The following is a 20273-nucleotide window of genomic DNA, read 5'->3' on the forward strand; positions in this document are numbered from 1 at the left end:
GGCGGGGGGGGGGGCGGGCCCCCCCCACACCCCCGCCGTCAGGCGCAGCGCCCCGACGGCGATCCGGCCACCGCCGACCCGGCCGCCCCGGCCGACAGCCAGCCCCGCGAAGGGGCCCGTGGAGGGCCCGGTCCCCGCGAGGAGTCCCGCGCACCGGGGCAGTACGACGGCGGACGGCACCCGCACCGCGTCGTACGCCACCAGCGCGAGCGGCGCCGCACTGCCCCGCACGAGCAGGTACAGCGCACCCCGCGTGGCGGCGACCACACGCGCGGGGCGCGGCGGCCCCAGCACATCGGCGGCGGTGAGGGTCGACGCCGCCCCGCACAGGGCCGCCGGGCTCACGCCGACACGCCCACGGCCGGCACGCCGGTGGCCGGGCTCACGCCGACACGCCCACGGCCGGCACGCCGGTGGCCGGGCTCACGCCGACACGTCCACGGCCGGCACACCGGTGGCCGCCACGCTGGTGGCCGGTACCGGGAACGCCTGGAGTGCCTTGTGGAAGCACTCCAGCGGGGCGTGTGTGAGGCCCGCGCCGATCTGGCCGATGCCGGGCTCGCGGTGCGAGATGCCGGTCGTGATCACCGGGACGATGCCCGTGTCGAGCACCGCCCGCAGGTCGATGCCCACGGGTGCGCCGATCCCGCCGAGCAGCGGCAGCCGGTACGCCTCGTGCCGGGTCAGCGTGATGCGGGCCATGTCCCGGCTGATCCGCACCGCCTCCTCGACCGTCCCGCCGACGAAACCGGTGATCGCCGGTGCCGCCGCGAGCGAGAAGCCGCCGAGCCCGTACGTCTCCGCGATCGCACTGTCGCCGATGTCCGGGTTGGCGTCGTCCGGCCCGTACCCGGCGAAGTACATGCCGCGGATCCGGGTCGCGGGCGCCGTGAACCAGGCGTCGCCGAGGCCGCTGACGCGGATGCCGACCTCGACGCCGTTGCGCGCGAAGGCCGTCACGAGCGTCGAGTGCGGTACGCCGGCCGCCGCTGACGTGGAGAGTTTGGCCGCCGCCATCGAGAAGTTGAGGAACCAGTAGTGGTTGCCGGCGAGGAAGCCGATGACCTCGGGGCCGTTCTCCGTACGGGCCAGAGACGCGGCCAGTTCGTGAAGCAGCAGCATGGACGCGGCCGTGTTGCGGCTGTGGCACTCGTCGCCCATCTGCAGCGCCTGGGCGGTGACCGCGCGCAGGTCGACCCCGTCAGGCCGGGCCCGCAGTGCGCTGCGCAGGGCGGGCGCGAGGATGCCGCCCATCCAGCGGAGGCGGTCCAGCACGTCGTCGCCGAGCGCCCCGTACCGCAGGCAACGGCCCGCGCCCTCGTTGAGGTTGGAGTAGGCGCGCCGGCCGGTCGCCGGGTCCTCGACGACGAGCAGCGGCATCGACGGCGAGACCACCCCGCCCATCGGGCCGACCGTGTCGTGATGGTGGCACGGCTCGAAGTCGATCGCACCGGAGTCCGCGAGCCGTCCGGCGGCCTCCGGGGTGTCCGCCCAGCCTTCGAGGAGCGCGGCGCCGACGACGCCCGCCCGCATCGGCCCGCACATCCGGTCCCAGCCGAGGGGCGGCCCGGCGTGCAGCAGCACCCGGCGGCCGCTCGCCCGGTCGTCCAGTACCGGCAGAGCCTCACGCGCGGTGACCACGTCCCGCCAGACCGGGCGGACGGCAAGCAGCCGGGAAACCGCCTCCGCGTTGGCGGCCTCCACGCGCGCGTGCGCGGTGAGTTCGGCCAGCTTCCAGGCGAGGTCCGGCTCACCGGAGGCGGGCGGCCGCCAGTCGAGCGCCGTGACGTCGGCCCCGGCGGTCCGGGGCACGTCGGCGAAGTCCGGCACGCCGACGGCGGCGATGTGAGCGGGCGCCGCACCGAGCAGCGCTCCGACGGGGACCGTGCTCATGCGTGTCCTCCCGCAGGGGTCAGATCGGTTGGCGCCGGGTCGGTCGGCGCCGGGTCGGTCGGCGTCGGGTCGGTTGGCGTCGGGTCGGTTGGCGTCAGACCGGTTTCCGCACGCCCGCGTGGTGCACGATCCGGAAGGAGGGCCACCGCGGTGCGAGCGGCGTCCGTGCTGTTCGGCGCGAGCAGCGCGCCCGCCCCCCGCAGCCGCTCCCGCTGTCCGGCGGCGTCCTGCGGATCGCGATCGGTGCCCACCACGTACGCCACGACGTGCGGGCGGCGGCGGGCCGGCACCTGCTCCAGCTCCGCGGCGAGCTCCAGCTCGGCGGCGAGCGGTCCGGCCGGGTCCGGGCCCGCGCCGTGCCCGAGCACCACGTCCACGACCACCACGGCGGTACGCGGATCACGCAGCGCCGCCCGCAGGTGCGCGGCGCGCACGGCCGGGTCGATCATCGGGTGCGGGCGGCCCGCGGTGTACGCGTCGTCGCCCAGGTCGAGGATCAAGTCCCGGTCGGGCAGGGCGATGTCGCCCCCGGGCGCGGCCGGGGTCTCCGTGACCGCCGACGGCAGCAGCTGCCGGGCCTCGTACGCGAACGTCCCGCCCGCGTACAGCGCCCGCAGCAAGTGGCCGCCGGGCGAGGGGAGTCGAGGCGGCGTGAAGGGCTCGGGGACCACGCCGCCGAGGAGACGTACCGCCGTGTACGCGGCGTCGCGCAGCGTGCCGGTCACGGTGAGCCTGCCCGAGGTGTACGGCCGCGTCCCGTCGAGGAAGCACGCGACCACCGGCTTCGCCGAGCGCCGGGCGCGCTCCAGGACCCGCTCGGCGACCTCGGGCGCAGGCGGCTTCGACACCAGCAGGATCAGCGCACAGCCAGGGTCGGCGTCGAGCAGTTCGAACGCGTCGAGCGTCGTGACCCCGCCGACCTCCGCGCTCAGGTCGCGCCCGCCGGTGCCGATCATCTGCCGTACGCCCTCGCCGCAGGCGTCCAGGAGGCACGACACCTGCTGAAGTCCCGTGCCGGACGCGCCGATCAGGCCCGTACGACCCGGGCGCAGGGCGTTCGCGAAGCCGAGCGGCACCCCGTCGATCAGGGCGGTGCCGCAGTCGGGGCCCATGGCGAGCAGCCCGCGCGCGTGCGCCTCGCGCTTGATCGCGACCTCCTGGGCGAGCGGCACGTTGTCGCTGAACACGAAGGCGTGCAGGCCGCAGCGGAGCGCCTTCAGCGCCTCGGCGCCCGCGTACGGACCGGGTGTGGAGATCAGCGCGAGCGCGGCGGCCGGGTCCGTCTCGGTGAGCGCGCGGGGCGCGGGTTCCGCGGGGGAGGCCCCGCTCCCCGTACCGCCGCTGTCGGGCCGGTCGAGCAGTCCGCTCATGCCGTCGAGGGCGGCCGCGAGCGCGTCGGGCGCGCCGCGCAGCGCCACGACCAGGTCGCTGGGCCGGGCCGCGCGCCCCTCGTCGGTGAGGAGGCCCGCGTCGGCGAGCTGCCGCAGATTGGCCGCGGTCGCCATGACCAGGCCGGCGGCGCCGACACCGGGCAGCTCGGAGAGGTGCCGCGCGGCCCGCATCAGGGCGACGGAGTCGGCGTAAGTGTCACGGCGTACGGAGTTGAGGACGTGTTCTTCACCGAGGTTTTCTTCACCGAGGTCTTCTTCACCAAGGTTCTCTTCACCAAGGTTCTCTTCGCCAAGGTTCTCTTCGCCAAGGTCCATGGCTCGACCGTACGGTTCACGCCCCCGCGGGTCTTCGGCGAACGGTGCCAGCGCACACCCGGAGATCACCGGCACCCGCTGACAGTGACCGGCGGTGCCGGGGCGGCGACCCTCTCCTGAACACCCATCTCGTACGCGGCGTGCCACCCGGAGAACTCCCCGTGACTCCCCAACTCCCGTACCGAAGCCGAGAGGTGTCCGCGCATGTCCCTCACACCCACCGACCCACCCACCGGCCCACCCACCGACCCACCAACCGGCCCACCCACAGAAGAACCCGACTCCGGCCCCGTGCAGACGGATGGGGGCTCCCGGGCCAGGCGCGCCGCCGAGGCCACCGAGGACTTCGCCGCCGACCGGCTGCCGCCGGGCCAGTCCCGCTCCACCCTGTCCATCACGCTGGTCCGGATGGGGTTCACGGTGTCCGCGACCGATCTGCTGTACGGCATGTCGCTCGGCCTGTTCTTCCCGTTCTGGACGGCGCTCGCCATCGCCCTCGGCTCCTCGCTCGTCGTCAGCGCCGTGTCGATCCTGTGCGGTCTGATGGGGCAGCGCGAACGCGTCACCACCGCACTCGGTCTGAAGGCGGCCTTCGGGCGCAACGGCAGCCGGCTGCCGTCCTTCGTGATCGCGCTGCTGTCCGCCGGGTTCGTCGGCTACAGCACCGGCATCACCGCGGGCGTCCTGCCCGGCGGCGACGACCCGTGGCTCGGCCTCGCGTACTGCGTGCTGCTCAGCGCCGTCTACACCGCCCTGTCCATCGTCGGCTTCGGCAAGGGCCTGACCTGGGTCGGCCGGATCAGTGTGCCGCTCATGCTGGTCACCGTGATCGTCGCCGTCGTGGCCGCCGTGCAGCACGCGGGCGGACTCGGCGCGATCGTGGGCGCCGAACCGGCCCGCGCGGGCGAGGCCACCGCGCTCGCCATGTTCGCGCTCGGCGTGAACAAGTGGATGACCGGCGCCACCGTCACCCCCGACATCACGCGTTTCGGCAAGTCCCCGACCACCGTGTACACCACCACCCTCGCCGAGTTCATGGTCGGCAACTTCGGCTTCAACCTGCTCGGCATCATGCTCGGACTGGGCGTCGGCATGGGCGACATGGGCGCCGCCTTCGGCGCGGTCGGCGTGGGCGTGCTCGCCGCGTTCGCGATCTTCGTGCAGGGCTTCCCGCACGAGGTCAACAACATGTACGCGGCCAGCCTCGCCGGGCGCACCGCGGTCGACCTGCCCCGGATCGCCGTCAACGTCATCGCGGGCGCCCTGGCCTGCGCGCTCGCGTACTACGGCCTGTCGGCGGGCATCCTGGACGCGTTCCTCACCTACCTCGGCTACCTCGGGTACGCGATCCCGCTGATCCCGGGCATCCTCGTCGCCGACTACTTCCTGCTGCGGCGCGGCCGCTACGACCTCTCCGAGGCCGCCGTCGCCGCCGTCAACTGGCGTGCCGTGGCGGCCTACACGGCCGGTCTCGCCGTCAACCTCGTCCTGGGCTTCGGCTTCGGCGACCGGCTGTGGCACGCGCTGCCGCTGACCGGGGCACTGCTCTACGTGCTGTTCTCGCTGCCCCAGCTGCGCGCGGCCCGCGCACGCCCCGCCCCGGACGTCAGCGCGCCCGTGCGCTGAGCAACCGGTGGGCGTGCACGGCGAGTTCGGTCTGCAGCCGGCGCATCGGGTCCTTGTCCGGTGCGCCGGTGAGCCGTTCGATCTGCTTCAGCCGGTAGCGCAGGGTGTTGTAGTGGATGTGCAGCTCGTCGGCGGTCTCCACGCCGTTGCGGTCGCGGCGCAGATAGGCGGCGAGGCTGTGCACGAGCGACCCGTCGTGCTCGGCGTCGTACGCGAGCAGAGGCCCCAGCGCGTCGTCGACCAGGGCGCGCAGCTCGTCCGTGGGCAGCTGGTCGAGCAGCCGGTAGACCCCGCCCTCGGCGTGGAGCCGTACAAAACTGCCCGTGGCGCCGTCGAGTTCACGGCCGAGCGCGAGCGTGGACAGGGCCTCGCTGTGGCTCAGGTGCAGCTCGGCGAAGTCGTCCCGGACCGTGCCCGCGGCGAGCGCGACCGTGCGCCCGGGGCAGGCGGCGAGCACCGCGCGCTGCAGCGCCTCGCACGTCACGCCGAGCGAACGCCCCGGCTCCACCAGGAGCGTGAGGCCGCCCGGCGTACCCCACGCCGGGGTGGGCGAGCCGAGCGCGGTACGCGCCGCGCACAACAGCCGCTCCTCCTGCCCCCGTACGTCCCCGGCGCCCGCGCCCCCCGCCACCTCGACGACCACCGCCGCCCGCGCCCGCGCCAGGTCCCAGCCGAGCGCGGCGGCCCGCCGGGCGGACTCGGCCCGGTCGCGCGGCGGATGCGAGACCAGTTCGGTGAGCAGCAACGTCCGGTAGCGGCGCTCCCGTTCGGCGAGCACCCGCTCCTGCACGGCCAGCATCGCGGCCAGGCTCGCCACGTGCTCGACGGCCAGCACCTGCTCCTCGTCCAGCGCGCGGCCCGCGGGCGCCCACAGGGCGACCTCCCCGCCGGAGCGGCTGCCCACGGCGATCGGCCGCGTCACGCTCGCCGCCGTACCCTCGGGCGGCGCGCCCGCCGCGGCGAGCACCGAACCGTCCGCGGACCGTACGGCGACGGCGGCGCCGGTCTCCGCCGCCAGGGCCTCGACCAGGTCGCGGTGGCCGCCGCCGTGCAGGACCGCCTGCGAGAGCCGGTCCCGCAGCGCCTGCGACCGCTCCAGGCTCAGCGCCTGCCGGTTCAGGACCGTGCCGATCACCTCGGACAGGATGTCGTTCAGCATCACCTCGCCCGGCAACTCCACGATGGGAAAGCCGAGTTCGTCCGCGCACCGCAGCATCGCCGCGGGCAGCATCGGCAGATACGGGCCCACCTTCACGCCGAGCGCGGCGAGCCCGCGGCCCGACAGCTCGGGCACCAGCGCGGTCAGCGCCCGCTCGTCGTCGCGGACCGCGTACGCGGTGGTCAGCAGGAACTCGCCGCCGCGCATCCAGCGGATGATGTCGGGCACTTCCATGATGTTGGCGACCCGGATCGCCCGCCGCGCCCCGTCCCGCCCCGCCACGAGCCGCGCCCCGCTGAGCGCGGGCAGCTCCAGGGCGCGGGCGACGGTCAGCACGGCCGGCGGGGGCACGGCTGCGGACCCCGGCTCGGCGGGCGGCGACGCGGTGCTCGGTCCTCTGGCCACGCCGCCCACTATGAGTGGGTACGCGAGGGCTGTAAACGCTGTCGGCAGAATGTTGTATACGAATCGGGGGCGCCCCGATACCCCCGCGGCCACCGCCGCCCTACGTCGCGGGCGTCCCGCAGCACCCGCCCCCGGACACTGGCAGCAGGCGTCAACACACCCCCGTACGTACTGGCACCGCCTGCCCATGACCTTGCGCGCCGGCCTTCCTATCGTCCTGGCATGCCTCGACGACCTGCGCCTTCCGCGCCTTCCGCGCCCGCCGCGCCCGCCGCGCCCGCCGCGCCGCTCACCGTCCTCGCCGTCGGCGGCAACGCACTGCTGCGCGAGGGCCGGCCCGCCACGTTCACCGAGCAGTACGAGGCCGCCAGGCGGCTCGCCGGGCCGGTGGCCGCGCTGGTGCGGGCCGGCCACCGGGTCGTCGTCACGCACGGCAACGGCCCGCAGGTCGGCCTCATCAAGCGGCGGGCCGACCTCGCCGCCGCGGTCGACCCTCAACTTCCGTCCCCTGAGCTGGACATGTGTGTCGCGGACTCGCAGGGCGGCCTCGGCTGCATCCTGACCCGCGCCCTCGCCACCGCACTCCCGGCAGCCGGGCCGCCGCCCGTCGCCGTGCTCACCCACACCGTCGTGGACACCGCCGACCCCGCCTTCGCGCACCCCACCAAGCCGATCGGCGCCCACCTCTCGCGCGCCGAGGCCGAACGGCTCGCCGACCGGCACGGCTGGACCGTCGGCGAGGACGCGGGCCGCGGCTGGCGCCGCCTGGTGCCCTCACCGGCCCCGCTCCGCATCGTCGAACTGGCCGCCGTGGCCGCCCTGTCGGCCGCCGGACACGTGGTCGTCGCGGGCGGGGGCGGTGGCATCCCGGTGGCCGTGGGGCCCGGCGGAGTGCTGCGCGGCGTCGAGGCGGTCGTCGACAAGGACGCCACCTCGGCGCTGCTCGCCACCGGCATCGGCGCCGACGAGCTGATCGTCACCACCGGCGTGGACCGCATCGCCCTGGACTGGGGCACGCCCCGCGCCCGCGAGCTGCGCCGCCTCGACCAGGACCGGGCCCGCCGCCACCTCGCGGACGGCCAGTTCCCCGAGGGCAGCATGGGCCCGAAGGTCCGCGCGGCCCTGGACTTCCTCGCGGCGGGCGGCGCCGGCGTCCTCGTCACCTCGCCCGAGGCGCTGGGCCGCGCCCTGCGCGGCCGCTCCGGCACCCGCATCGTGCCCGGGCCTGCTGCCAAACCTCGGGTGCGGCACGGCACTTCGCCTACGGCGGCACGCGTCCCCGCACGGAACGCCCCGGCCACCGACGCGTGACACCCGGCCGACGCGTGTCACCCCGCCGACGCGGGGCCGCACCCCTCGACCCGACCAGCGCGCGGCGATCAACATGCAGCGACCGAAGGACCCGCCCCGAAGGACCCGCCCCGAAGGACCCGCCCCGAAGGACCGACCCGACGCACCCCACCCGACGCACCCCACCCGAAGGACACGTATGCCTCACAGTGCCGCTCCCGCCGTGGCCGCCGCGCACGGCGCGTCGTACGCGCCCGGTCCCGGTGATCTCCCCGTCGACGGCCGCCACCACCTGCGCACCACCGTCGACACGGCCCGCTGGGGCGAGTTGCCGAACGCCGCGCGCGAGCCGGTGCTCGCCGTGGCCGACGGGGACACGCTCACCCTCGACCTGGTCTCGCACGAGGGGATCCTGCCCGACCAGGGCCGCGACCCGGTCGCGTTCTTCGGCGCCTTCGGGGTGCCGGAGCGTGCGGTACTCGCCGACGCCCGGGAGATCGCGGCGTCCGGCCTCGCACCGGACGACCGGCTCGGGCCGCACATCGTCACCGGACCGGTCGCGGTGCGCGGTGCCCGGCCCGGCGACCTGCTGCGCGTCGAGACCCTGTCCCTGTACCGGCGCACCCACTACGGCGTCATCTCCAACCGCCACGGCCGCGGCGCCCTGCCCGGCGAACTCCCGGACGAAGCAGCCGAGTTGGTCGACCCGGACACGCGCCGCACCCCGACCGGCACCGTCACCTCCTTCTGTACGGTCGAACGGCGGCCGGACGGTGCCGAGTTCGGGCTGCTGCGGTACGGGCCCTCGGGCACGGCACGGTTCCCGCTCAACCCGTTCGTCGGGATCATGGGTGTCGCGAGCGCCGCCGGCGGCCCGGTGCACTCCGTCCCGCCCGGCCGCCACGGCGGCAACCTCGACGTCAGGCATCTCGGCTGCGGCTCCTCCCTCTACCTGCCCGTGCAGGTCGACGGCGCCGGATTCCACGCCGGGGACCCGCACTTCGCGCAGGGCAACGGCGAGGTCGCTCTCACCGCCCTGGAGGCCCCGCTCCGCGCGACGGTCCGGCTCTCGGTCGTACGCGGCGAGGCGGCGCGGCGTGTGACGGGGCTGCTCGGCGAGCCGTTCGCCGAGACCCGTACGCACTGGATCGCCCTCGGCCTCGACGCGGACCTGAACGAGGCGATGCGCCAGGCCGTGCGCTCCGCGCTCGCGTTCCTCACCGCCCGTACCGGCATGGACCGCGCGACCGCCTACGCCTACCTCAGCGCCGCCGCCGACTTCGAGGTGTCGCAGGTGGTGGACGGAGTGAAGGGCGTGCACGGGTGATCCGCAAGGCGGACTTCCCGGGCGTCCTCTGAACGTTCCCGGCCGCACGACACACAGGAGACCGCCGTGACCGCTCTGCTGCTGCGCAACGCCCGCCTGGAGGCCGCACCCGACCCCACCGACGTACTGATCCGGGACGGCCGCATCCACGCGGTCGGCCCCCGGCCCGAGGCCGACCGGACAGCCCGACGCCCGCAGTCCGCCGCGGAACTCCCCCAGTCCGCCGCGGAACTCCAGCAGTCTGCCGCGGGACTCCCGCAGTCCGCCGTAGAACTCCCGCAGTCCGCCGCGGAACTCCCGCAATCCGTCGCGGAGTTCGACTGCGCGGGCCGCGTCGTCCTGCCCGGCTTCGTCGAGGCCCATCTGCACCCCGACAAGGCGCTCCTCGACCTCACCCACCCGCAGCCCGCCGGCACCCTCGCCGACGCCATCCGCGTCACCGCCGAACTCAAGGCGGGCTTCACCCACGACGAGGTGCGCGCCCGCGCCGAACGGGTGCTGCGGATGTGCGTCGCGCACGGCACCACCACCCTGCGCGCCCACCCCGACGTCGACCCGGTCGCCGGACTCACCGGACTCGACGTACTGCTCGAACTCCGCGACACCTGGGCGGAGTTGATCACCCTGCAAGTCGTCGCCTTCCCGCAGGAGGGAATCCTCAAGGCGCCCGGCACGACCGAACTCCTGCGCCGGGCGCTCGCCGCGGGCGCGGACGCGGTCGGCGGCTGCACGTACGGCGAGGTCTCACCGGAGGACTGCCGACGCCACGTCGAACTCGTCCTCGACCTGGCCGTCGAGTACGGCGTACCGGCCGATCTGCACGCCGACTTCGCCGACGACGGCTCCGATCCGCGGTTCGCGCTCGCCGAGTTCATCGCCGAGCAGACCGCCGCGCGCGGACTCGGCGGGCGGGTCACGCTCGGCCACGCCACCTCGCTGGGCGGCCGCCCGCCCGGGGAGCGACGCGCGGTCCTGAAGGCGCTCGCCGAGGCGGGCGTCGCCGTGGTGCCGCTGCCCGCCACCGACCTGTTCCTCGGCGGCCGCGGCGACACCACCGCCGTACGCCGCGGCCTCGCCCCGGTCCGCGAACTCTGGGACGCGGGCGTGCTCACCGCCTGCTCCAGCAACAACATCCGCAACGCCTTCACCCCGTACGGCACCGGCGACGTCCTCGACACAGCCCTCCTCCTCGCCCGCCTCGGCCACCTCTCCGGACCCGCTGACCTGCGCCGGGTGCTGCGCATGGTCACGTACGACGCGGCCCGCGTGGTGGGTCTGGCGGAGGGGGACTACGGCACCCATGTGGGCGCCGTGGCCGATCTGGTCGTCGTCGACACCGAGGATTGTGACTCGGTCCTCATCGAGCGGCCGGTGCGCACGGCCGTAGTCAAGTCCGGGCGGATCGTGGCCCGTTCGACCCGTACGACGGAGCTGGCGGCCGCCGCCCCGGCCGTGAGCGCGGAGGTGGCACGATGACCGGAACCCACGATCCCGCGACCGGCGCCGAACCTCCGAGGATTGCCGAGCCTCCGAGCAGTGCCGAGCCTCCGAGCAGTGCCGAGCTCCCGGCGGGCGCCGAGCCCCAGACCGCCGCCGAGCTCCCGACCGCCGCCGGGCCGCCCGTGGTCCGGGAGCGGATCCCGCACGAGATCGTCGCCTCCGTGCTCGCCGCGACCACCGCCTTCATCGGCGGCACCGCGCTGCATCTGCCGCCGTGGGCGATCTTCATCTCCTGGGCAGGCATGTTCCTGCTGAGCCCGCGGCCCACCCTCGCCAACGCCCAACGGCTCTGGCGGGCCATGCCGATGGGCTCCACCTATGCCCTCGTCATCGTGCTCCTTGAGACCAACGCGGGCACGGTCCTCGGCGACGGCAGGCTCGCCCGCAACGCCTTCGCCGCGCTGTGCATCCTCGTCGTCAACACGACCCTCATGTACACGGGCAGGCTCGCCTTCTTCTCCCTGATCCCCGGCATGTTCCTCGGCTTCGCCAGTTACTTCGCCACGTACTTCGGCGGCTTCGGCTACGACCCGGGCAACCCGTGGGCCGCCTGGGTCTGCGTCGTCGCCATGAACGCCCTCGGACCGGTCTACGCCTACCTGTCGCGCCGCCTGGCGTTCCCGGCCGCGAGGGAGGCCGGGCCGGGGTAGAGCCGGGCCGGGGTAAGAGCCGGGGGCGGCCATGCCGACGGGCCGCTGCCGTCCGCCGGTTCGCAACGCTCAGACGCTGTATCCGCCGTCCACCGCCAGGCTCTGCCCGGTGATGAAGGCGGCCCTGTCCGAGGCCAGGAACGCCACCGCCTCGGCGATGTCCTGCGCCCGGCCGAAGCGGCGCAGCGGGATGTTCCGCCGCGTCACCGCAAGGGCCTCCTCGTCCAGCTCCCCGCTGTCGATGAGGCGGGCCGCGATGCCGTCGGTGAGCATCCCCGGGCCGACGCAGTTGACCCGCACGCCGTACCGCCCCTCCTCCGCGGCGAGGGCGCGCGCGACCGCCTCCACCGCGCCCTTGGTCCCGGTGGACAGCCCGTCGCGCACCGGGAAGCGGCTGGTGGCCGCCGTCGTCACCGCGACCAGACTGCCGCCGCTCGCCCGCAGTGCGGGCAGCGCGGGGTGGACCAGCTGGTAGAACGCCGCCGCGTCCGCGTGCAGTTGCTCCCGGTAGCGGGCGGGCGGCACCTGGCTGAGGTGCACCATCGGCACATGCGGCCCGGCCGCGTACACCACGGTGTGCAGACCGTCGTGCCCGTCCGCGGCCGCCTCGACCGCCCCCGCGGCGGCCGCCTCGTCCGCCAGGTCGGCCCGCAGCGCGTGCACGTGCAGGCCGTCGGCGGCCAGCTCGGAGACCAGCCGGTGGGCGGCCACCTCACTGCTGCGGTACGTGAACATCACCTCGCTGCCCCGACGCGCCAACGTCCGCACGACCGCCGCCCCGATCCCGCCGGTGCCGCCCGCGACCAGGGCGGCGCCCCTGCGGCCGGAGAATTCCTCGACGCTCATCGGCGGTGCCGCCTTCCGTTGGGGGTCCACCAGAATGGGGGAAGGCGGTCGCGGCAACAAGAGTGAGTTCCCGTCAGAGGCCGCCGTGAACAGGGGAGTTGGAGTGAGGGGAGGAGAGCGGGGGTGGCCCGCCGCCCGCTGAACTCCCAGATGATCCCGACCGTCGCGTCCGCGTCCACCGTCGGCACCGCGTCGGATTCGTGGGCCTGAGCCGTGGGCGTCTCATCGGTCACCCCGGGCAAGGCCGTGACCGGCTCCGCGTACGGACACCGGAAACCGCCGCGTTGCGTCCGGGGCCGGGGCGCGCGAGGGTCGAGGGGGCCGAGCCGAGTCCGTCCGCGAGGAGGAACCCCATGCCCATCGCCACCGTCAACCCCGCCACGGGCGAGACGCTGAAGACCTTCGACGCGCTCACCCCCGAGGAGGTGGAGCGACGGCTCGCCACCGCCGAGGCCGCGTACCGCGAGCACCGCCTCACCTCCTTCGCCGACCGCAGGACTCTCCTCGAACGCGCGGCGGACGTCCTGGAGGCGGACGTGGAGGACGTGGCCCGCACCATGACCCTGGAGATGGGCAAACCCCTCAAGGCGGCCCGCGCCGAGGCCGCGAAGTGCGTGAAGGCGATGCGCTGGTACGCGGCGAACGCCGAGTCCCTGCTCGCCGACGAGCACCCCGAACCGCGGGACGTGGAGGACTCGGGCGCCGTCCGCGCCGTCGTCCGCTACCGCCCCATCGGCCCCGTCCTCGCCGTGATGCCGTGGAACTTCCCGCTGTGGCAGGTCGTACGCTTCGCCGCCCCGGCCCTGATGGCGGGCAACGTCGGCCTGCTCAAGCACGCGTCGAACGTCCCGCAGACCGCCCTCTACCTGGAGGAACTCTTCCTGCGTGCCGGATACCGGGAGGGCTGCTTCCAGACGCTGCTGATCGGCTCCGGCGCGGTCGACGGTGTCCTGCGCGACGCGCGCGTGGCCGCGGCGACCCTGACGGGCAGCGAACCCGCGGGCCGTGCCGTCGCCTCGACCGCCGGCGACGAGGTGAAGAAGACCGTCCTCGAACTGGGCGGCAGCGATCCGTACGTGGTGCTGCCCAGCGCCGACGTCGAGAAGGCGGCGAAGACGGCGGTCACCGCGCGCGTGCAGAACAACGGCCAGTCCTGCATCGCCGCGAAGCGCTTCATCGTGCACGCCGACGTGTACGACGCGTTCCGCGACCGGTTCGTCGCCGGGATGCGGGAGCTGACCGTCGGCGACCCGATGTCCGAGGAGACCGACGTCGGCCCGCTCTCCTCCGAGCAGGGCCTGGGGGACCTGGAGGAACTGGTCGAGGACGCGGTCGCCAAGGGCGCGGCGGTGCTGTGCGGCGGCGCCCGCCCGGACCGGCCGGTCAGCGGCTGGTTCTACACGCCCACGGTCCTCGCCGGCATCACGGAGGGGATGCGCATCCACCGCGAGGAGGCCTTCGGCCCGGTCGCGACCCTCTACCGGGTGGACAGCCTCGACGAGGCCGTCGCCCTCGCCAACGACACCCCGTTCGGCCTGAGCTCCAACGTCTGGACCCGGGACGACGACGACATCGCCCGCTGCGTACGGGACATCCAGGCGGGCGGCGTCTTCTTCAACGGCATGACCGCCTCCCACCCCGGCCTCCCCTTCGGCGGCGCCAAACGCTCCGGCTACGGCAGGGAGTTGGCGGGGGAGGGGATCCGGGAGTTCTGCAACGCGACGACGGTGTGGTACGGGCCGTAGACGGGGCTGAGGGGGCAGCCCCGTCCGGCGCTTGAGGACGAGCCCGCAGGCGATCGAGGGCGCGGCGGCCGACAGTGCGGGACGTGCCCCGGAAGGGCCCCGGGGCCGGGCCTCGCCTCAGACCAGCTCGCCGTCCCGCGCCACGATCCGCCCGCCGTGCACGACCAGGTCGCGCTGCGGCATGTCCACCACGATCTGCGGCGCGCCCTCGCCCTTGACGAGGACGAAGTCCGCGGGCGAGCCGGGCTTCAGGTCGGCGCGGTCGAGGCTCATGACGTCCGAGCCGCCGTGCGCGGCCACGTCGTACACATGGTTCAGCTCGTCGTCCAGACGGACGTCGGTGACCCAGCCGAGGATGTGCGCGCGGTGCAGCATGTCGGCGTTGCCGAACGGGCTCCACGAGTCCCGCACCCCGTCCGAGCCGAGGCCGACGCGCACGCCGTGCTCCTGCAGTTTGCCGATCGGCAGCACCAGCGACTCGTTCGGCGCGACCGTCGTCAGGGAGATGTCCAGGTCGCCCAAGTCCTCCGCCATCGCTCCGAGTTCGGCGTCGGACAGGCCCGGCAGGCAGAAGACGTGACTGACCGTGACCTTGCCGCGCAGGGACAGCGCCCGGGTGCGCTCGATGATTGCCCGCATCACCTCCAGGCCCTTCTCGTCCCGGTCGTGCAGGTGGATGTCGACACCCACGCCGTGCCGGTCCGCGAGCCCGAAGACCAGGTCGAGCTGCTCGTCCATCGCGTGGTCGAAGCTGATCGGGTCGATGCCGCCGACGAAGTCGATCCGACCGCCGCGCGCCGCCTCCTCCAGGAGCTCCGCCGTGCCGGGCGTACGCACCACACCGTGCTGCGGGAACGCCACGACCTGCACGTCGAGCGCGTGCTGCAGCTTCTCGCGGGCCTCGGCCACCCCCTCCACCCCGGCCAGGTCGTAGGCGGGCGCCACGTCCACGTGGGCGCGCATCGCGCGGGTGCCGCGGGTCACGGCGTGCGCCATCAGCCCGTACGCCCGCTCCCCGATCGGCCGCTTCTGGCTCTTGAACAGCTCGACGTCCTGCTCGCAGTACTCGGCGATGCTGCTCGCCGGCTTGCGGGAGACCCACTCGCCGCCCCAGGACGTCTTGTCCGGGTGGATGTGCGCGTCCACGAGCGACGGCAGGGCGACCCGCCCGCCACCGTCGACGACGCGCGCCCCGCGCGGGGCCGGGCCGTCCGTGATCCGGCCGTCGACGACGGTCAGGTCCACGGCCTCGGCGGCCCCGAACGGCCGGACGTCGCGGAAGACCACGGCCCGGCCGGGGCGGTCGTCGTGCCGCTCACGCGGCGCGGCGGACGAGGCGGCACCGGCCGACAGCGCGGTGGCGGTACCGGCCAGCGCGGCCGCACCGGCGATCATGCCGCGACGGGACAGAGGCGTCATGGGGTCTCCTTCGGGATCGGGCGAGAACGTGGACGAGATGGACGAGACGTACGGCTGCACGGGGCCGGCCTGTGCGCGTACCGCCGTGCGGCAGGAAAGGTCAGAGCGCGACGCCCGAACGCACCACGCGCTTGGGCGACTTGAGGACGCGCACATCGGCCAGCGGGTCGCCGTCCACGAGCACCACGTCACCGGCGAAGCCGCGCGCCAGGCGCCCGGCCCTGGTCTCCAGGCCGAGCAGCTTCGCGGCGCCGGTGGTGGCGGTGCGGATCGCGTCGAGCGCGGGCAGACCGGCCTCCCGCATCAGCTCCACCTCGCGGCCGATCGGGTCGACCTCGCCACCGGAGGAGTCGGTGCCCGCGGCGAGCGGCACACCCACCTCGTGCGCGGCGAGCGCCCTCTTCTTGGCGGCCGCCAGGAACGTGCGGCCCCGCTCGGCGAGGATCGGGTCGGAGGAGTCGGCCATGCCGGCCATCGCGGCGAGGGTCGGCGTGAAGTACGTGCCCCGGCGCTTCATCTCGTGCAGGGTGCGCTCGCCGATGAACGCGCCGTGCTCGATGGACCGCACGCCCGCCATGACGGCGTCCTGGCAGCCCTTCTCGCTGTAGCTGTGGCACAGCACGCCCTTGCCGCGGCGCCGCGCGGCCGCGACGATCGCGGACAGCTGCTCGCGGTCGTACACCTGGGCCAGCGGGTCCTGCTCCGGCAGTCCGGCGCGCTCGTTGACGCGGGTCTTGATCACGTCGGCGCCGCGCGCCAGGTTGACCTCCACGACGCGGCGCAGCGCCTCCGGGGAGCGGACGCCGTCCTTCAGCCTGGCCAGCGGGGTGAGGTCGGGGTCGGCGAGGATCGTGTCGCCCAGGTCGGGGGTGACGAACACCCCGGCGGCCCGCAGCCGCGGCGCCAGCTGCGGCACCTGCCGCGCCAACTCCCGTACGGCGATGTCCTGGTAGAAGCTGGTCGAGCCGCTGCGCGCGCTGGTGGCGCCCTTGAGGACGGCCTCGCGCGCCTCGGCCGCGGTGCTCAGGTGGATGTGCGCCTCGACCAGGCCGGGCAGGATCCAGCGGCCGTGCGCGTCCAGCTTCTCGATGCCGTCGGGGACGTGCGTGCGGCCGCGCGCCCCGGCGGCCCGCACCACGCCGTCGACGATCACGACCACCGCGTCCTCGGTGACCTCTCCGGTCGCCGGGTCGAGCAGCGTGCCGCCCTCGACGACCAGGTCACCCGTCGTGGCCCGGCCGGTGCTCGGGCCACGGCCCGTCCGGCCGTCGTCGGCGGCAGCGGCGGTACGGGGCGCGACCGCGGACAGCGCGGCCGTGGTGCCCGCGAGCGCGGCGGCGCCCGCGAGGATGCCGCGCCGGGTCAGCCGGGACGCAGGGGGCGGGGTGTTCTCGACGCACATGAGTGGCTCCAGGGCGGTAGGGCGGGGGACGGGTGTACGACGGAGCGGAGGGACCCCGTCCGGCCATTTTGTATACCGAGCCCGCGCGCATGGCAAGGAGTCGTGCGTAATCTTCGCGTTGTTGTGGGGTGTTTGACGGGAAGGTCTGCTAGGTCAGTCAGCCCTGGTATACCGGCAGGGTGCGGCTCTCGGGCCGGCCGCTCTCAGGCCTGCCCCTCGTCCTCGAACAGCGACCGCAGCGCCACGGCCCGGCTGTCCCGCACGTGAAGCAGCGTGCTCGCCGCCGCCGTCTCCTCGTCGCCCGCCGCGATGTGCCGGAAGATCAGGTGGTGCTGGGCCCGCATGTGGTCCGGTTCGGCGCGCATCCCGAACAGCAGCTGCAACTGCCAGCTCAGCTGCTCCATCATCCGCTCCAGGAGGGGATTGCCCGCCAGCGCGACAATGCCCTCGTGGAACGCCGTGTGCGCGGCCACCTCGCGCGGCCCGTCGTCGGACCGCGAGGCCGTGTCCGCGTGCTCCAGCGTGCTGCGCAGCCGTACGAGACCGGCCGCCTCCTCGGCCGCTTCCCTTGGTGCGTGCTCGGCCACCCGCCGCGCCGCGAGCCGCGAGGCCTGTACGGCCAGGGGCTCCCACACCTCGTACAGGTGCTGGACGTCGGAGCGCTCCAGGCGCCTGACCCGCACCCCGCTGTGCGGCAGCAGTTCGAGCAGGCCCTCGGTGACGAGCGCGCGCAGCGCCTCCCGGACGGGCACGCGCGACATCTGCAGCTCATCGGCGATCTCCCGCTCGACGAGCCGCGAGCCCAGCGCGTACCGCCGGTCGACGATGCGGTCGCGGACCGCCTCGCGCGCCTGGGCGCTCAACGACATCCGCTCCGTACTGCCACCCGCGCTGCTCGCCACGTGCACCGTCCTCCGCTCACACCTTCCGGCCCCGCAGTGGAGGATACGGCGCGGCCGACGGCCCCGGCCCCGCGTCATGCGCCACGATCTGTGCCTTCGCCCCGCAGCGCAGTCCTTGATCGGCGCGTACAGCTCAAGCAGCGCGAACGCGTACGGGAGTTGGGGTGCGAAGCGGAGGACCGCGCGAAGCGGTCCGTACCGCCGGGCGCGTCACCGCCGGAGCAGCGACCCGGCGGACGCCCAGGGCCTGCTCGGCGGGTCCGGACAGAAGGGGGGACGGGCAGAGGCCCTTCTCGCGCGCGCAGGCCTCAGGCGCGCAGGCCTCAGGCGCGCAGGCCCGTCTCACGCGCGCAGGCCCGTCTCACGCGCGCAGGACCGCCTCACCCGCGCAGGCCCGCCTCCAGGACGGCACGCGCCGCCTGCCGCGCGTGCCGGGCGGCGCCCGTGTCGCCGGTGAAGGTGGCCAACGCCATCGCGCCGTCGAACAGCACCGCCAGCTGCGCGCCCACCGCATCCGCCTCCCGTATGCCGACGTCGGCCACGAGGCCGGTCAGCAGCTCGCGCACGCTCTGCTTGTGGGCCTGCACGGCGGTCACCACGACCGGGGCGGCGGCGCCGGCCTCACCGAAGGCGCCCGCGAACACACAGCCGCGGAAGCCGGGTTGGTGGAACCAGTCGTCCAGGAAGTCGAACACGGACAGCGTCCGCGCGACGGGGTCGTCGTGCTGCTCCGCGCGGGCGGCGAGGGCGGAGCGCGCGATCCGGTCGCGCCGCTCCAGGCACGCGGCGAGCAGCGCGTCCTTGGACGGGAACATGCCGTAGAGCTTCTTCAGCGGCACCCCGGCCTCCGACCGGATCCGCTGCATCGTCACCGCGTGCACCCCGTGCGTGAAGAAGAGGTCGTCGGCCACCGCCACGACACGGGTGAGCGGTTCGCCCTCCACCTGGCCTTCCATGCGCTGCCGAGCCCTTCCGGAACGTGGAACGTGGAACGGGGAACGTGGGTTCTGTGGTCCACGCCGGGAGCGCGCGCGAGTGAAGCGGCGTGAGAACCGCCATTCTCACCTGTCCGGAAGTGTTCTGTCCATGGGGGAGCGGGCCGGTGCGGGGCGCGTGCGCCGTCGCCCGGCGCGGCGGAAATGCGCCGGTACCGCCCCTCGCGCCCCGTTCAATGCCTTGAGCACCACGGTGCCCGTCAGTACAGTCGCACCAAGAGAACGGCCATTCTCCCGAGCGGCGGGGCCCGGCGAGCGGGCCCCGTCGAGGGGATCGGGAACAGCGGCCGCTTGAACATCGTCGGGGGACTTCGGGGGAAGTCGTGCTGCGCATGCACTTCAGCGCCGGTGATCTGGCGCGCACCAGGATCGCGGACGGTCCGGACCCACTGTGGGAGACCGTCCTGAGCATGCAACAACTCGGTGAGCTGCGGCCCGAACCGCTGCTCGACGCCTGGCGGCGCAGAGCCTGCCACCGCGGCCGGTCCGCCCAGCGGATCCTGGCCCCGCTGATGCCGAGGCGCGGCTACTTCCCGGACTTCCTCACGCCCGCCGCGGCCGCAGGCGGCCTGGAGGAGGGCATCGACGCCGTACTGAGCACCCCGCGCCGCCAACTGCGCACGGAACTCGGCCTGCTCGCCGACGCCAACCCCCTGCCGTCCTGGGCCCGTTCACTGGCCGACGGAGAGACCGGCACCTTGCGGCGGCTCGGCGCCGTGCTGCGCCAGTACCACTCGTCCGTGCTCGGCCCCGCCTGGCCGGACATCACCGCCCGCGTCGAGCGCGACCGGCTGCACCGCACGGGCACGCAGGCCCGCGGCGACACGAACGCGATGCTGCGCACGTTCGCCCCGATGCTCCACTGGCAGCCGCCCGTGCTGTGCGCCGACTACCCGGTGGACCGCGACATGTACCTGGAGGGCCGCGGACTCCTCCTCGTACCCTCGTACTTCTGCCGCCGCACCCCCGTCGCGCTGCTCAACGAGACCCTGCTGCCGGTGCTCGTCTACCCGGCCCGCGCGCCGCGGCCGCAGCAACCGCCGAGCGCCTGCCGCAGGCTCGGCCCGCTGCTCGGGCACACCCGCGCGGCCGTGCTGCAGACCCTCCGGGAGCCGCGCACCACCAGCGAGTTGGCGCAGTACGCCGGGGTCTCGCTGTCGTCGGCCAGCGAACACGCCGCCGTGCTGCGCGGCGCGGGCCTCGTCATCAGCACCAGAGAACGGCATCGCGTACGGCACGCCCTGACGCCCCTCGGAATGGACCTGCTCACCGGGCACGGGTGAGACCGGGGCCCCAGGCCCCAGGCCCGAAGCCCCGGCCCCCTCAGCCCGCCGCGCGCACCTCACCCGCCGCGTGCCCCTCAGCCCGCAGCGAGGAGCGTCGCGGGCAGGAACGGCGACTCCCGGAA

At 74.5% G+C, this 20273-nt stretch carries 17 protein-coding genes; 8 read left to right on the forward strand and 9 right to left on the reverse strand.

The window, feature by feature from the left end; all coding sequences use genetic code 11:
- The 3 genes from QIS99_RS15930 to QIS99_RS15940 all read right to left on the reverse strand — a co-directional run.
- On the reverse strand, positions 1-345 hold a 345-nt coding region (locus QIS99_RS15930), incomplete at its 3' end, for a hypothetical protein (protein WP_282514015.1).
- A gap of 78 nt (positions 346-423) precedes the next feature.
- A complete protein-coding gene (locus tag QIS99_RS15935) occupies positions 424-1893 on the reverse strand; it encodes a YlbE family protein (protein WP_282514016.1) in 1470 nt (489 codons plus the stop codon).
- Positions 1890-3455, reverse strand: a complete 1566-nt coding sequence (locus QIS99_RS15940; RefSeq protein WP_282514017.1) for a transcriptional regulator — start codon at positions 3453-3455, stop codon at positions 1890-1892. The genes QIS99_RS15935 and QIS99_RS15940 overlap by 4 nt, the downstream gene beginning before the upstream one ends.
- Before the next feature lie 48 nt (positions 3456-3503).
- Here QIS99_RS15940 and QIS99_RS15945 point away from each other — a divergent pair, with 48 nt between their 5' ends.
- Both QIS99_RS15945 and QIS99_RS15950 read left to right on the forward strand, forming a co-directional pair.
- A complete protein-coding gene (locus QIS99_RS15945) occupies positions 3504-3719 on the forward strand; it encodes a hypothetical protein (protein ID WP_282514028.1) in 216 nt (71 codons plus the stop codon).
- Positions 3720-3803: 84 nt separating this feature from the next.
- Positions 3804-5225 (forward strand): purine-cytosine permease family protein, encoded by a 1422-nt coding sequence (locus QIS99_RS15950; protein WP_282514030.1) that lies wholly within the window; start codon positions 3804-3806, stop codon positions 5223-5225.
- On the opposite strand, the gene QIS99_RS15955 is transcribed toward QIS99_RS15950, so the two are convergent.
- Positions 5206-6789 carry a PucR family transcriptional regulator gene (locus QIS99_RS15955; RefSeq protein ID WP_282514031.1) on the reverse strand — a complete coding sequence of 528 codons (1584 nt, stop codon included), beginning with the start codon at positions 6787-6789 and terminating at the stop codon, positions 5206-5208. The two genes, QIS99_RS15950 and QIS99_RS15955, sit on opposite strands and share 20 nt — an antisense overlap.
- A 222-nt stretch (positions 6790-7011) precedes the next feature.
- Between QIS99_RS15955 and QIS99_RS15960 the strand changes: the two genes are divergently transcribed.
- From QIS99_RS15960 to QIS99_RS15975, 4 genes are all read left to right on the forward strand, one after another.
- Positions 7012-8100: a carbamate kinase gene (locus tag QIS99_RS15960; RefSeq protein WP_282514032.1), complete on the forward strand. Its 1089-nt coding sequence runs from the start codon at positions 7012-7014 to the stop codon at positions 8098-8100.
- A 178-nt stretch (positions 8101-8278) separates the two neighbouring features.
- Positions 8279-9406 carry an acetamidase/formamidase family protein gene (locus tag QIS99_RS15965; RefSeq protein ID WP_282514033.1) on the forward strand — a complete coding sequence of 376 codons (1128 nt, stop codon included), beginning with the start codon at positions 8279-8281 and terminating at the stop codon, positions 9404-9406.
- 66 nt (positions 9407-9472) lie between these two features.
- Positions 9473-10882, forward strand: coding sequence for an amidohydrolase family protein (locus QIS99_RS15970; RefSeq protein WP_282514034.1), 1410 nt, complete (start codon positions 9473-9475; stop codon positions 10880-10882).
- Entirely contained in the window at positions 10879-11556 is a 678-nt protein-coding gene (locus QIS99_RS15975) for a DUF1097 domain-containing protein (RefSeq protein WP_282514035.1), read from the forward strand. Before QIS99_RS15970 ends, QIS99_RS15975 begins: the two co-directional genes overlap by 4 nt.
- A gap of 69 nt (positions 11557-11625) precedes the next feature.
- Here the strand turns inward: QIS99_RS15975 and QIS99_RS15980 are convergent, their stop codons facing one another.
- Positions 11626-12402: an SDR family NAD(P)-dependent oxidoreductase gene (locus QIS99_RS15980; RefSeq protein WP_282514036.1), complete on the reverse strand. Its 777-nt coding sequence runs from the start codon at positions 12400-12402 to the stop codon at positions 11626-11628.
- A 353-nt stretch (positions 12403-12755) separates the two neighbouring features.
- Here QIS99_RS15980 and QIS99_RS15985 point away from each other — a divergent pair, with 353 nt between their 5' ends.
- Positions 12756-14147 (forward strand): NADP-dependent succinic semialdehyde dehydrogenase, encoded by a 1392-nt coding sequence (locus QIS99_RS15985; protein ID WP_282514037.1) that lies wholly within the window; start codon positions 12756-12758, stop codon positions 14145-14147.
- A gap of 117 nt (positions 14148-14264) precedes the next feature.
- On the opposite strand, the gene QIS99_RS15990 is transcribed toward QIS99_RS15985, so the two are convergent.
- The 4 genes from QIS99_RS15990 to QIS99_RS16005 form a co-directional block, all read right to left on the reverse strand.
- Complete coding sequence (locus tag QIS99_RS15990) at positions 14265-15566, reverse strand: amidohydrolase family protein (RefSeq protein ID WP_282514038.1); 1302 nt, start codon at positions 15564-15566, stop codon at positions 14265-14267.
- Between the two features lie 100 nt (positions 15567-15666).
- Positions 15667-16968: an amidohydrolase family protein gene (locus QIS99_RS15995; protein WP_282514039.1), complete on the reverse strand. Its 1302-nt coding sequence runs from the start codon at positions 16966-16968 to the stop codon at positions 15667-15669.
- A gap of 203 nt (positions 16969-17171) precedes the next feature.
- Positions 17172-17837, reverse strand: coding sequence for a GntR family transcriptional regulator (locus QIS99_RS16000; RefSeq protein WP_282514186.1), 666 nt, complete (start codon positions 17835-17837; stop codon positions 17172-17174).
- Positions 17838-18250: 413 nt separating this feature from the next.
- Positions 18251-18826 (reverse strand): TetR/AcrR family transcriptional regulator, encoded by a 576-nt coding sequence (locus tag QIS99_RS16005; RefSeq protein WP_282514040.1) that lies wholly within the window; start codon positions 18824-18826, stop codon positions 18251-18253.
- 371 nt (positions 18827-19197) lie between these two features.
- Here QIS99_RS16005 and QIS99_RS16010 point away from each other — a divergent pair, with 371 nt between their 5' ends.
- Positions 19198-20148 carry an ArsR/SmtB family transcription factor gene (locus tag QIS99_RS16010; RefSeq protein WP_282514187.1) on the forward strand — a complete coding sequence of 317 codons (951 nt, stop codon included), beginning with the start codon at positions 19198-19200 and terminating at the stop codon, positions 20146-20148.
- Positions 20149-20273: the final 125 nt, after the last annotated feature.

Source organism: Streptomyces solicavernae (assembly GCF_029968095.1).
Lineage (GTDB): Bacteria > Actinomycetota > Actinomycetes > Streptomycetales > Streptomycetaceae > Streptomyces > Streptomyces solicavernae.